At 24.2% G+C, this 13,843-nt stretch carries 16 protein-coding genes; 5 read left to right on the top strand and 11 right to left on the bottom strand.

All coding sequences use genetic code 11. The features are described from left to right. Positions 1 to 7 precede the first annotated feature (7 nt). From ATCC9714_RS07040 to ATCC9714_RS07025, 4 genes are all read right to left on the bottom strand, one after another. The gene (locus ATCC9714_RS07040; RefSeq protein WP_021124292.1) at positions 8 to 397 is read right to left on the bottom strand and encodes a DUF3139 domain-containing protein; all 390 of its coding nucleotides are present in this window, start codon (positions 395 to 397) and stop codon (positions 8 to 10) included. Positions 398 to 407: 10 nt separating this feature from the next. Then, positions 408 to 992, bottom strand: coding sequence for a hypothetical protein (locus tag ATCC9714_RS07035; protein WP_077065670.1), 585 nt, complete (start codon positions 990 to 992; stop codon positions 408 to 410). A 162-nt stretch (positions 993 to 1,154) separates the two neighbouring features. Beyond that, on the bottom strand, positions 1,155 to 2,195 hold the full coding sequence (locus tag ATCC9714_RS07030; protein WP_244465163.1) for an ATP-binding protein: 1,041 nt from the start codon (positions 2,193 to 2,195) through the stop codon (positions 1,155 to 1,157). A 335-nt stretch (positions 2,196 to 2,530) separates the two neighbouring features. Further along, entirely contained in the window at positions 2,531 to 3,241 is a 711-nt protein-coding gene (locus tag ATCC9714_RS07025) for a LytR/AlgR family response regulator transcription factor (RefSeq protein ID WP_021124288.1), read from the bottom strand. Positions 3,242 to 3,457: 216 nt separating this feature from the next. Between ATCC9714_RS07025 and ATCC9714_RS07020 the strand changes: the two genes are divergently transcribed. Then, positions 3,458 to 3,667, top strand: coding sequence for a hypothetical protein (locus tag ATCC9714_RS07020; RefSeq protein ID WP_057544856.1), 210 nt, complete (start codon positions 3,458 to 3,460; stop codon positions 3,665 to 3,667). 167 nt (positions 3,668 to 3,834) lie between these two features. On the opposite strand, the gene ATCC9714_RS07015 is transcribed toward ATCC9714_RS07020, so the two are convergent. Continuing rightward, positions 3,835 to 4,140: a nitrous oxide-stimulated promoter family protein gene (locus ATCC9714_RS07015; protein WP_055331792.1), complete on the bottom strand. Its 306-nt coding sequence runs from the start codon at positions 4,138 to 4,140 to the stop codon at positions 3,835 to 3,837. A gap of 179 nt (positions 4,141 to 4,319) precedes the next feature. Between ATCC9714_RS07015 and ATCC9714_RS07010 the strand changes: the two genes are divergently transcribed. After that, positions 4,320 to 4,697 (top strand): hypothetical protein, encoded by a 378-nt coding sequence (locus ATCC9714_RS07010; RefSeq protein ID WP_057539337.1) that lies wholly within the window; start codon positions 4,320 to 4,322, stop codon positions 4,695 to 4,697. A gap of 284 nt (positions 4,698 to 4,981) precedes the next feature. After that, positions 4,982 to 5,491: a GNAT family N-acetyltransferase gene (locus ATCC9714_RS07005; protein WP_021124285.1), complete on the top strand. Its 510-nt coding sequence runs from the start codon at positions 4,982 to 4,984 to the stop codon at positions 5,489 to 5,491. A gap of 172 nt (positions 5,492 to 5,663) precedes the next feature. Here ATCC9714_RS07005 and ATCC9714_RS07000 read toward each other — a convergent pair whose 3' ends face one another. The 4 genes from ATCC9714_RS07000 to ATCC9714_RS06985 all read right to left on the bottom strand — a co-directional run bounded on the left by ATCC9714_RS07000 (position 5,664) and on the right by ATCC9714_RS06985 (position 7,815). Further along, a complete protein-coding gene (locus ATCC9714_RS07000; RefSeq protein WP_021124284.1) occupies positions 5,664 to 6,272 on the bottom strand; it encodes a histidine phosphatase family protein in 609 nt (202 codons plus the stop codon). A gap of 33 nt (positions 6,273 to 6,305) precedes the next feature. Continuing rightward, entirely contained in the window at positions 6,306 to 6,839 is a 534-nt protein-coding gene (locus ATCC9714_RS06995; RefSeq protein WP_057544855.1) for a GNAT family N-acetyltransferase, read from the bottom strand. 38 nt (positions 6,840 to 6,877) lie between these two features. Continuing rightward, positions 6,878 to 7,081 (bottom strand): helix-turn-helix transcriptional regulator, encoded by a 204-nt coding sequence (locus ATCC9714_RS06990; RefSeq protein WP_021124281.1) that lies wholly within the window; start codon positions 7,079 to 7,081, stop codon positions 6,878 to 6,880. Between the two features lie 218 nt (positions 7,082 to 7,299). Then, a complete protein-coding gene (locus ATCC9714_RS06985; protein WP_057544854.1) occupies positions 7,300 to 7,815 on the bottom strand; it encodes a GNAT family N-acetyltransferase in 516 nt (171 codons plus the stop codon). A gap of 1,107 nt (positions 7,816 to 8,922) precedes the next feature. Between ATCC9714_RS06985 and ATCC9714_RS06980 the strand changes: the two genes are divergently transcribed. Continuing rightward, the gene (locus ATCC9714_RS06980; RefSeq protein WP_021124278.1) at positions 8,923 to 9,282 is read left to right on the top strand and encodes a hypothetical protein; all 360 of its coding nucleotides are present in this window, start codon (positions 8,923 to 8,925) and stop codon (positions 9,280 to 9,282) included. Between the two features lie 86 nt (positions 9,283 to 9,368). On the opposite strand, the gene mreB is transcribed toward ATCC9714_RS06980, so the two are convergent. Beyond that, on the bottom strand, positions 9,369 to 10,385 hold the full coding sequence (gene mreB, locus ATCC9714_RS06975) for a rod shape-determining protein (RefSeq protein WP_021129981.1): 1,017 nt from the start codon (positions 10,383 to 10,385) through the stop codon (positions 9,369 to 9,371). Between the two features lie 840 nt (positions 10,386 to 11,225). Continuing rightward, entirely contained in the window at positions 11,226 to 11,777 is a 552-nt protein-coding gene (locus tag ATCC9714_RS06970; RefSeq protein ID WP_057544853.1) for a class I SAM-dependent methyltransferase, read from the bottom strand. A gap of 229 nt (positions 11,778 to 12,006) precedes the next feature. On the opposite strand from ATCC9714_RS06970, the gene ATCC9714_RS06965 reads away from it, so the two are divergent. Continuing rightward, a complete protein-coding gene (locus ATCC9714_RS06965; protein ID WP_057544852.1) occupies positions 12,007 to 13,674 on the top strand; it encodes an ABC transporter substrate-binding protein in 1,668 nt (555 codons plus the stop codon). The last annotated feature ends 169 nt before the right edge of the window (positions 13,675 to 13,843 follow it).

The raw sequence follows: 13,843 nt of genomic DNA, 5'->3' as shown, positions 1-13,843 counted from the left end.
TTATAATCTATTTATTCAAATATGTTGGAGGATACTTTACCTTTTTAAAGTCCTCTCTTTCTAATCGCTTATTATCATTTAAATTATAAATTCGTAATACAACTTTGTATTCTTTATTTAAAGCATAAATTTCATCACTGTAAAAATATTTATATTCATGATCCGAATCATCTTTATAAATTACCTTATAAAGGATTCCATTATAACTTTCTAATTTTGCTTTTTCTTTTGTAATTTTACTTATAGCATCTTTTGAAACTCCTTGTTTTACCATATATTTATTAATATTTTCCTCAGCTTCCTTCCAAGGCTTAGAATAATTATTATATATAAATAACCCTGTAAGTCCTATAATTACTATAATTAATGCTAATAAAATAGCTTTATATTTTTTCATATAAACCTCCTTATTTTAATATAAATTCATCCTCAAATCTTAACTCTAAAATCTTAGTTTCCTTATCTATTTCTTTTGCTGAGATATGTACATCACCCATATCAGGAAGTTCTACTATCCCTTCACCTTTATTAACAACTTTTTCAACTTTATTAAAAAATTCTTTTTCAGTTATATTGGTATCCGTTAAAAACTTATATATGTTATAGATTGCTTTAACGAACTTATCATCCTTTGATAATTTTTCATCCTTTAAGTAATCCTTAACACATTGAATAAATAGTATTTCCTTATCTTTTTTCTTATCTAAAGTCATAGAATAATTTAAAACTTGTTTAGGTTGTTCTTTAGAATATTCCAAATTACCTAAAGATAACACAAAACTTCCATCTGGTTTTACTTCAGCTACTCGAAGTCCACTATCTTCTATAGCTTTTGAAATCTTCTTTGATAAATCTTTTTTAATCTTTGATACTTCTGTAGTTGTATAAACTTTTTTATCATTGTCAATTGTATAAGATTCACAACCAACCAAAAAAGTTGAACTTATACTTGTAGCTAATAATATAGCTAGTATAATTTTTTTTACTTTCATATACATTTACCTCCATTTTTAAAATTTCATTAATTTATTAATTCCCTTCGTATTTCAAGGTTTTATAGCTATTTAATCGTAAAAAATAAGGACATTATCTTTTTCTATTAAAAGATAACATCCTTATTTTTTAGTCTCAATACATATGCCCCAACTAGCACCTTAATCGACCCAACTGTCAGTATTTTGATTAAGTGGTATGTATAGATTTAGTATAAATTTGTCTTTTTCATCTTCAAATAATAGCTCTCCATCATATTTGTCTAAAGATGATTTAATACTTTGAGTTCCTATTCCATGTACAAACTTGTCCATTTTATCTGTTAATAATTTATTCTTCTTAAACTTAATATTATTAACTTTACTATTTTCACATTTAATTACAAAATATGCTTTTGATATAGTTCCCTTAATTCTAATATATTTTTCAACATCTTCATCATGTATCTTATCACAAGCTTCTATTGCATTATCTAAAATATTAGCAAATATACTAGACACATCTATTGGTTTTATAAAATCAACCTTTGAGAAGTTTATATCACAAATAAATTTAATTCCTTTTTTACTGCATATATCACTTTTTTCATTGATTATAATGTCTAGTATCATATTCCCTGTATTATAATTATCTTTAAAAGATTTAATTTCATCTTTTAAATTATTTATATATTCACTAACTTCTTTATTATTATTTTTAAGATTATCTATACAGAAAATATGATTATTTATATCATGATAAAGTTTTTTAATCTTCATATGAGATTCTTGAATACTTAGATAATGTTCATATTGCATATCTAGCTTGTTTTTCATAAGTTCATATTGAGTTTTTTTCTTATTTTCTTTTACTATTTGTCTAAATAATAATATAAGAACTATACTACTAGCCACTACTAACTTTGGAGTTAAAAGAAAATCAAATACATAACGTTCTGAATATAAACTTCCAAATCTCTCAAGTTTGTAAAATATATAATTTCCAACTATACTAATTGAATTAACCATTAAAGCAAATATCAAATATATATAATTTCTTTTTTCGCTATCAAGTAATTGTAAACGCTTATTAAAAAAAGTAAATACCAAATATATAAATAAAATAACCAAGTTAGTATATATATCAACTTTTAATTGTTCAAAATTAGATACTAAAAGTGCCTCTTTTGATGATATAATATACCCTGTAATTAAAAAAAACAAAATTCTCTCTAATAGATAGCTTTTAATCAAATCGTAATATATATTAAATAAACAAAAGAATGTTATATATTTAATATATCTTATCTTATAAAAATACTTATAGTAACCTCCAAAAGCTATAAGTACTAAAGCATTAAATAAATAATTTCCATTTTTAAAATAACTATAACTCCCTTCTATATTAGACAATAGAGATATAATATAAATTAAAAACAATAAAATATAAAATACAGTTTTTCTATAGTTCTTACCATCTTTTTTATAAACTAATATGCTATTAAATATAGTAAAGCGTATAACTATTGATAAAGCTAATAATAAATTAGTCATGAAATTTAACATATTGAATCACCAAGAAATTTTAAAAATTTCTCCTTGACTTCTTTGTATCTATATCTACTAACAGGTACTTCTTCCCCACTTTCTAAAATAGCAGTATTTAGCTTTATATTTTCTACATAACTTAGATTAACTAAAAAGCTTTTATGACATCTTACAAATTTATCTAGTTTTAAATCTTTTTCTATTTTTTCTAGACTATATATTACATCAAAATCTTTATTTATGGTATGTATTATCATATTCTTTTTTTGAACTTCTATATATTTTATTTCTTCTAAGCAAATCTTATAATTGTTAGATTTATTTTTTATTAATATATAACTATTTTTATTTTCAATTTCTTTAATACATGTTAATACATGCTTTTTTAATTCTTCTTCTTCTATAGGTTTTAACAAATATCTATAAGCTCTTACCTCATAGCCTTCCTGTACATAATCTATTAATGAAGTTATAAATATTATCTCCATTTTATTATCTACTTTTCTAATTTTTCTTGCTGTATCCATTCCATTAATTTGTCCCATTTGAATATCTAGAAGTAATATATCTATTTCTTTTAAATTGCTTTCAAGTAACTCTTCTCCCAAATTATATTTTTTTATTTCATAATCTATATTTATACTTTTTAATATACTATGAAGATAAGTTTCTATTAAATCTTGTATTTCTTTTTCATCTTCACAAATTCCTATCCTAATCATAATTTCCCCCTTATAAACTCTTTCTATCACTATTAATATATCATATACTTTGATATTGAATCTTTAAATATTAATAATTTAAATAAATTGAACACCTTAAAATATATTTATTAGAATATTAAAATTATTTTAAATATTAATTTCTAAATGTGTTTTAAATGAGATTTGAACATGATAAAATAGAAAATATTAACATTAGTAAAGGAGGTGTCTTAAATGGATTCAGATCCATTAATAAGCGTTTCATACGAACTTTTTTTCCAGATTTTTAATACTGTTCTTATTCTATCAATTCTTGTAGTTATTATTTATATAATTTTTACTTTTTGTAAAAAGCTTACAAGTAAAAATAAATATGAAAATAAAATTAAAGAATTAGAAAACAAGGTTAACAATTTAGAAAATAAAATTAATGATAAACTATAATTTTTTGAATTTCTATTATACATAAACACTTAAATTTTTAAAACTATTTATATAAATGTATTTAGATTATAATAACAATTAACTTATATAAATAAAGTAGCACTATATTAATAATATAATGCTACTTTATTTATTGGATTTATCTTAATTAAAAACGCTTATATTTTTTATTTAAATATATGTCTTATGTATTCTAAAGGATTGTATATTAGTATTCTAGGTCCTGAAAATTTCATTACCTCTTTAACTTTCTCTCTCATATCTTTCTTATAACAATGAATAGGACACTTTTTGCAAGAGCTTTTTTCATTTCCAAACTTACAATAAGTTAATCTTTTATGTGCATATTCTTCTAAGTCCCTACATCCACTACATAGTTCATTATTTAAACTACCATGTTTTTTCTTACAATAAAGGTTTATCATCAATGTTATTATCTCTTTTTCCTTATCAATTCTGTCCAAAACTCCCACCTTCTTTTACTTTTTTTATTTTATTACTATCTTTGATTTTAATACAAATTAATCTTGCACATCTATGCAAATTTTCATATTTCATACCCAAATAACTCAATCTTAGTCCAAAATTTACTTTTCTACCTTTTTAAATGTTAAAATTTTCAGTATATTTCAAAAGATAGAAAGGTAAAAAAATGAAAAAAACTATAATAAATATTTTAAATTTAATTTTATCTGGAGTACCCTTTATATTTATATCAATGTATTTAGATTATACTAAAAGGTCAATGATAGGTTATTTAATTATGATTTTAACCTATATATTATTAGCTTCTATCAACTCCGCTAAAGTTAAAAAGACTATTATTTTAGGAAACCTAATATCATATTCACTGTCTTATGTGTTTATTATTAATATGCCAATAGGGCCATGGGATGGTTACTTTAAACCATTTTCAACTACTGATTTCTTGATGTTTGCAACTGCACTAAGCATATTGATGCAACTATCTTTAATGAAACCTATACATAAAATAAGTAGATTAATAAAAACTTTAGTACTTAAAAATTAAAAATAAAAATACCTTTAAACCCTATTTAGATAGATTTTAAAGGTATTTTTATTTTTAATCAATAATTTTTCACTTATTATCTCTTCTAAAAATCTTAATTTAATTGATATATATTTTCTAATACCAATTTTATATACCAAATCTAAATGGATTTAATATTTAAGTAAATTAAGTAATTATAGAATATTAAAGTTTTTGAAATAAATTAATAAGTATTAGTTGAAATTTTTTAATTTAAATATCATCATTAAATTAATAAAAAATTTTTTAATGGGGGGTTAGATATGTTTGAAAAAATAGAGTTAAAATCACCAAACATTATATATAAAGACAGTTTTTTAGAAAATATAAATGACTATAAAAAAAGTAGTAATACAGAATATTTTAATATATATAAAAAAGCATTAGATGATTTTGAACAATATGTAGAGATTTTAAATAATAATTCAAAAGGAATTGATTTACCTAAAGGCTATGTTCCTTGTTCTACTTTTTGGTTGGTAAATGGAGATAATAAAGTCTTAGGAGTAATTAGAATTAGACATAAAAGTATACCTCTTAATGGTCATATTGGATATGATATTGCTCAAAAGTATAGAGGTAGAGGATATGGTACTAAAATATTAGAACTAGCACTACCTATCTCAAAACAACTTGGTATAGATAAAGCTATATTAAGCTGTGAATCTATAAACATAGCTTCTGAAAAAGTTATAAAAGCCAACAATGGAATTTTATTTAATACTATAGAGGAAAATGGTAAAATATATAATCAATTTGTAATTAACTTATAATTATCTATACCTTAAAATTTCTACTTTATTAAATATATCTTAACAATAACTTTTAAATACTGGATAAAATTGATTAACATACAACTCTTGACTTGATTATAAGCCTGTCTATATTTTATAAATCATATAAAAATAAAAGGTGAATGAATATTTGCACTCACCTTTTATTTTATTAATTTTCTATATATGACGTATCTGCTTCTAATATAAATTTATACTTATCTTCATTATACTCTAATATGGTTAAACAGGTATTTTTTATATATGGAGAATTCCAAAAGTCCTTTAATTCATATTCATTAATAATTGCATATATAGCTTTTATAAAAATTGCATGTGTAACTAATAATATATTTTCACCCTTCTTTTCATTTATAATATCATTTAAAGTATTTTTAACTCTTTTTATGAGTTCTTCAAAAGTTTCTCCGCATATTGATTTATATAGGTGAGGTTCATTCCAAAATTTATAATACTCATCTTTATATTCTCTTCTAACATTATGACTATGCATACCTTCCCATACACCAAAATTCATTTCTTTTAAGTTTTCATATACCTCTATTGGTATATCTCGATTTCTTTTTATAAGTAATGCTGTATTGTATGTTCTTTTCAATGGACTAGTATATATGTAATCTATTTTAGTATATCTTAATTTATCCCCTAGATTTAATGCATCCTGTTTTCCTTGTTCTGTTAGATTTGAATTTTGACTTCCTTGTATCCTATCTTCTATGTTCCACTGTGTTTGTCCATGCCTTGTTATATATATTTTCAAATTTTATACCTCCTAGGTATTATACATTTTAATTTATATAAACTTAATACCTAAGTAATCCTCATTTGATAAATCAAGAATAATCTGATTTTTTTCAATACTAACTTCTTTAAAACCTACCTTTTTATGCCCTTTTATAGCATACTCCCTACCTAGTGGTATAACATTTCTTAATCTTTTAATATTAAAATCATTAAATGCTACATCTGCAAGCTTAATTAACCCATTTGAGCAATATCCTTTACCTCTATGTACACTTTCAATAACTATACCTATACGATACAACTTTTCTTCTTCCTCATAGTAAAAGCATACTTCTCCTACAAAATCGCCTGTATTACTTTCTACAATATATGCATAATACCTATCTTTAGCTTCTAAAATCCACTTAGCATACCACTTCTCCCAGTACTTTTTTGAAAAATCAATGCATCCAGTTTCATTATTATAATTTTCCATTAAAAGATTATATCCTTTATTATAAGACATGGTATCTTCCTGTCCTAAAATTTTTTGCCTATAATCTAGTTCATCAAATGTTGGAACATGTAAATACAAGTTTTCCATATTTTTCTCCTTTATATATTTTTATAATAAAACTTAATTTAAAACTCAAAAATAAATAGTTTTTCAAGTGAGATATTTAACTCATTTGAAATTCTAACAGCTAATTCAAGTGAGGGATTATATTTTGCATTTTCTAAACGAGCAATAGTTTCTCTTCTAACATTAACCTTATTGGCTAATTCTTCTTGAGTTAATTCATTAAACTGGCGATATTTCTTTAAATTACTAATAAATTTTGTCATATCCTTTAATTCCCTAACTTGTTACACCAAATATGAGAAAGTTGCCCAAATAATGCAAATACCCACGAATACTTTTTTAATCTATTCATAAAAATCCCCCCTTAAACTAATGTGATATATTTCTCTCTCTATATTACATATATATCACATTAATTTTATTTATGACTAAAATTTATAAAGTATATATTTTGCTTCTTATACTAAAAACGCCTATAAAATTATTTAATACTTGATATTAATATATCTAAATTATGTTTTTTATCTCCCATATCTATAGTTGTAGATTTTATTTTTTTATACCCTAATGAATCCCAAAACCTTTTACCTTTAATATTCTCCTCCATTACTCCAATTCTTAAAGTATTTGCCCCTTGACTTAGAGCATAATTTTTCACTTCTTCATGTATTATTTTACCTAAATTTTTATTTCTCTCCTCTGGTGAAAGTAAAAGTATACCTATCATCCAAGTATCTTCTTCAGGATAATTTTTAAATATATCTACCATCCCAATTAACAGCTCACACTGATTATATACTCCAAGTGTTAAGGAATTCTCAGCTGTCTTTTTATCATTATATTTAAAAATGTTGTCTACATCCTCATCAGTTGCATTTTTACCACTAGACATAATATGATAATCAGAACATAAATCATACAGTTTTTTTATTTCACTGCGATTTAGTATAGTCATGGGCTTAATTAAATAATTATTATCTACTATAGCTTTTACCAAAACTTCATCCCCTTTAGTTTAAAATATATAAGTTGTTAAATACTCGTTAATTTAATTTTAACATATGCTAGTTTTATAAATATTTCACTAAATAATATATTTGTTTATTACTCCTTCTCAGCCCTAAATAATTAAATACCCTTCTAACTCTTCTCTTTGAAACAATATAATTTGTCCTACCGTATTTATAAATTGACCGACTAGATAAATATAATTTTCAATCATGAACCCCTCCCCATATTTTTAAATTTATTAAATATCTTATTTAATAATATAATAGCTGAAATTTTTGATATACTCACTAATATATAAATTTCGCTACATTCATCTTAGCAAAATTTTAAATATTTTTTAATTACACTCAACTATTTGGCTAATAATTTATTTTTGAAATGGAATATCTAATTTATAAAACGTAATTTTTTAATAAATTTTTGATTTATAATTAATTTTTATTATTTTATTTATAGATTAATATATTTTATTCCATATATTTCCTTTTTTATCCTTATATGTTAAAATTTTTTATATATAAAATGTATTAAAAAATTTTAAAATTATTATTTTCTGAGGTGATAGAATGGGCGGTTCCAAATTGATCTTATTAATTTTTTCTATTTTACTAAGTTTATATAACGTGTATTCACTTTATAAAAATGAAAAAAGATAAATTATCTGTTTAATTAACTATAACTAATTCTAAAACAGATATAAAAATTGTATATTGTTTTCTTCTTAATGTGAAAAGTTTAGATGCTACTTCTACCATATTGTTAGTTAAATTTTAAAATATTATAAAGTAATTGATAGAGTAATAATATAAAAATTATTATTCTATTTTTATGTAAAAGTATATGACTTTTTATTTAATATTAAAAAATTCAGAATATATAATAATAAAATAAAATTCTTAAAATTTTTTCTTAAGTATATATTCAAATTTACGTATATATATAATAAAATTACTCCCAAATTTATTTATAAAAATAAATATAAAACTCAAATCATACAATAATTTAAAATATATTCAACAATTCAAATAAAATAATAAAAAACATAACTTATTTATATAAAAAATTGGGAGAATAAAATGAAAGGAGTATTAAGATGATCAACAGAATAGTAAATAATAACTTTTTTAATTCATCAAATTATAGTTTTTCTAAGTTAAAAAATGAAAAAGAAAGTAAAGACCCTATATTAAAAGCTATTGAAGAAATGGTAATGCGCAAATCTATAACTGAAAAAGAGATTAAGGGCGAAAAGCTTACTAAAAAAGAACAAGAATTTAAAGATAATAATATCGTAATTCCAGACCCTGACGTTCTTTTATTAAATATGCTAAAGTCAAAAGATATTAAAAGTCATAATTCTAAACAATCATATCTTAAAGATGAAAAAAATGAATGTTTTAAAGATAGTAATAATGATATTTTTAGACTAAGTGAAATTTCAAATAATTTTTAACATGAATTTAATGCACTTAAAATCTAAATAAGTAAATTTTAAGTGCATTTTTACTAAATATATTCAAATAAGTTTTTAATTAATAATTAATTAAACTCACTCTTTTTTACTTTTGCTAATAAATCTAGGGATTCAAGTGAAGCTCCCGTTCCTTTTGCAACACATAATAATGCATCTTCCGCAATTCTAACCTTTATATTAGTTTTCTCTTGTATTCTTTTATCTAATCCATTAAGAAGTGATCCTCCCCCAGTCATAATTATTCCATTTTCCCAGATATCTGATGCTAATTCAGGTGGTGTTTTTTCTAATACTGAACATGTAGTCGATAATATTTTTTGTGTACATTCTTCAATTGCATCTTTTATTTCTAATGAACTGATTTTTATTTTTTCAGGAAGCCTTGTAACTAAATTTATTCCACTTACTTCCATAAGCGTTTCTTCTTCACCATAACTTGTTCCAATTTCAATTTTTATTTTTTCAGCTGTTCTTTCACCTATAAGAAAATTGTGATGTTTTTTAATATACTTTACTATAGCATCATCAAACTTATCTCCACCTATCTTTATTGATTCACTAATCACAGCTCCACCTAAAGATATAATAGCTATATCTGCAGTTCCTCCTCCTATATCTATAACCATACTTCCAGTTGGATTAGAAATATCTATTCCTGAGCCAATAGCAGCAGCTATTGGTTCTTCAATTGTGTAAACTTCTCTTGCTCCAGTATTTCTAACAGCATCTTCTAAAGCTATTTTTTCAACGCCTGTTACTCCACTTGGTACACACACCATTATTCTTGGCATAAAAAACTTCTTCATACCTTTTTTGTCTAACACCTTGCTTATAAAGTAATTTAACATCTTTTCAGTAGCATCATAATCAGATATTACACCATTTTGTAATGGTCTTATAGATACTATATTACTAGGTGTTTTTCCTATCATGTTACATGCTTGTCTTCCAACTGCTAAAACGGTTCCGGTATTTTTTTCTATAGCAACTACTGATGGTTCTGATAGTACTATTCCTTTTCCAGAAACTGATATTAATACATTAGCAGTCCCTAAGTCTATACCTATATCATTACTATTCATGCTACTCAACTCCTCTTAATATGTCTGCATTTAAATTTTATTGTTTAAATCTATTTCTTTTAAATATTTATTTCTAGTTATAATACTTTATCTATTAAATTTTTACTCGTTATCTTATATTAAATTCTTATGCATTTAATAAATAATTTATTTATTTTATAAAGATAGTATATTATTAATGAATAAATATAACAATCATCAATATTTGTTAATTTTGTTGATTCTCTAAATAGGACATATGAAAATTCTTATACACTACACTCTGTTATTCCTAAAAATTCCCACATGTTTTTACAAAAACTACCTAATAGTTTTTAAAATCTACAATTATCTTTATTTATATATATTTCTTTAAATAGTTAGTTTCTATTTCCTAGGAAAACATTTTTAAAATTTCTCTATTAATTGGTAACTATAAATAAGTTAAATATGGCAAAATATACTTAAGTTTAAGTTAAAGGATGTGACATTATGTTTTTTAATATTAAAGAAAGTGGTAAAATAGCTATTGATGAAATTTTAGAAAAATCAAATAAAAAAGATAAAACTTTTAGAATCTACATCCGCCGAGTAAGCAATTGACTTGGTCCTGTATTTGATGTAGCTCTGGATGAGCCTACAGATAAAGATGATGTATTTGAATATGAAGATTATAAAATCATAATTAGAAAGGAACTTTCCGAGAAAATAAACTCTATTGAAATATTCTTCAAAGAAGGAATAAGTAAAAGTGGATTTAGAGTTTTAACTGATATTAATTGGCAATACAATTACAGATTTGAAGATTGGGCAAAGTAAAATATAGGAGTTGTTTCAAATTTGAAGCAACTCCTTTTATATTTACGGCTCAATTTTCATTAACTTTTTCGCATCTATTATAATAGATACCATACCTAATTTTTCTAAACTATTTCTAGTGTCAAATCTAAAAGAACGGCCTATCTTTCCATCTTCTTCATTCCAATACTTATAATGAAATACCCCTTCTTCATCACAATATTCTAAAAGTTCAACCTCAAAACCAGCTGCCTTAAATACTTCCACAAAACTTAAATAATCATATACTATTTTATGTGTATAAGCTGGATGATCAACTGGTCCTGGTCCGCCTACCTTAACCATATTTTGATACCATTCATTTTTAAAGTTTTTATCTGGTACCGCAACTCTTATATATCCACCTTCTTTTAAAAAGTCATAACAGTTTTTTGCAGCCACAATCCCCTCTTCCTTTGTCATATGCTCCCAAACATGTTCTGCAAGCATAGCATCAATACTACATTCTTCAAAATACTTTTTAAAATTACTTCTATCTAATAAATTCAAATCTTTTTCCTGGGTACTAATCCACCCATCTAATTTTGTATCCCCTGCTCCTAATATTACTTTCAATAAGTTTTCCCCCTTATAACTTCTCTCCTTATTTATTATGATATAGATTTTTATCGATATTTCAATATAAAAATTATATAAAGTTAAAATTTAGTATTTAATACATAAATAAGTATATTTATATATTAATATGTAAATCGAAATAGTTGGTTTTATCAAAGGAAAATTAAGATTTCAAAAGAATTATTTATACGGTTGTAAAATTATATATTCGTAGGGGGAATTTTTTATGTTACTAAAGAGAAAAGCATCAATTCTTTTAAGCTCACTTTTAATATCTAGTATTGTTTTAACAGGATGTAGTTCTACTAATAAAAAAGAAAGTACTTCTAAAAATCAAATTGATCCTTTTAAGGTTTTAGAAAATGAAGATGCAAGAAAAGCAATATCTTTAGCTATAGACAAAGAGCAAATGACCAATGTAATACTTAATGATGGTTCAAAACCTGTTAATAGATTTGTTCCTGATGGGTTAGCTTTTAATGAAGCTGGTAAAGATTATAGAGAAGTAGCTGGTGAAATGGGTTATGGCCATAATGATGACGAAGCTAAAAAATCTTGGGATAAAGTAAAAAAAGAACTTAATTTTGATACTGTAGAATTTGAGTTTTTAACTACTGATACAGAACAAAGTAAAAAAATAGCTGAGTTTATTCAATCAGAACTTCAAGATACCTTAGAAGGCGTTACTGTTAAAATTCAACAGTTACCTACAAAGTTAAAAACTGAAAAAGGTTCTGCTGGTGACTTCCAACTTTCAATAGCAGGATGGGGAGCTGATTATCCTGATCCACTAACATTTTTAGAGATTTATTATCCTGAAGTTGGAAGATATGCAATAAATGTTGGTTATAAGGATGAAGAATATAAGAATTTAATATCAAAAGCTAAGGAATCTACTACAATAGATGAGAGCTGGGATAGCTATATGAAGGCTGAGAAAATCTTATTAGATAGTGGATTTATAACTCCTCTATATCAAAAAGGAGGAGCTTATTTGGAAAAAGAATATGTAAAAGATGTGGCTAATTACTCTTTCGGTCCTCAAACGTCCTATAAATGGGCTAAAGTTTCTAATGGTAAAAATGAAATAAATACTACTTCTAGTTCAGATATATCTTCTATGGATACAGCAAAAGCTTCTGATTCAACTTCTTTTGAAGCTATAAATAACGTTATGGAAGGATTAGTAAGGGTTGATCTTAAAAATGAGTTAATACCTGGTATGGCAGAAAGTTGGGAAAAATCTTCTGATGCTAAAACTTGGACTTTTAAAATAAGACCTGATGCTAAATGGTCTAATGGTGATCCTGTAACTGCTCATGATTTTGAATATGCATTTATAAGAAATTTAACACCTGAAACAGCTTGTGAATATGCTTATGTAATGTATGATATAAAAGGAGCTGAAGATTTTAATTTAGGTAAAACTAAAGATTCAAGTTCTGTTGGTGTAAAGGCAATTGATGATCATACTTTAGAAGTTAAGTTAAACAGACCTGTTAACTATTTCGACCAACTTATGGCTTTTCCTGTATTCTTCCCTGTAAATCAAAAAGTTGTTGAAACTTATGGCGATGATTATGGTACTTCTAAGGATAATTTAGTTTTTAATGGTCCTTTCGTTATGGATAGTTGGAAAATTGAAGATCAATATGGTTTAAAGAAAAATGAAAAGTATTGGGATAATAAAACTGTTAATTTAGATAAAGTTAATTTTAAAGTCGTAAAAGATATTAATGCAGCTGTAAATTTATATGAAACTGGCGAAATTGATAAAGTCGTTTTAGCTTCTGAACATGTTGATAAATATAAGGATAGTAAAGAATTTAAAACTATAAAGTATGCAAGCTGTAACTTCCTTATGGTTAATGCTGGCAATCCCCCTAAAAAGTAATATTATAAATAATTTAAAAAGCTGTTTCAAAGATTATTACTTTGAAACAGCTTTTTATGATATTAAAATCCTCATTTTAATATCATTTTGTGGTTATTACCACACATAACTAATTAATTTCGTTATCTTCAGTGCGAAGAAGGTAATTCAATATACACACAAATCAAAA

Origin of the sequence: Paraclostridium sordellii (assembly GCF_000953675.1) — a bacterium.
Lineage (GTDB): Bacteria > Bacillota > Clostridia > Peptostreptococcales > Peptostreptococcaceae > Paraclostridium > Paraclostridium sordellii.
This window is presented reverse-complemented; position numbering and strand designations above follow the sequence as displayed.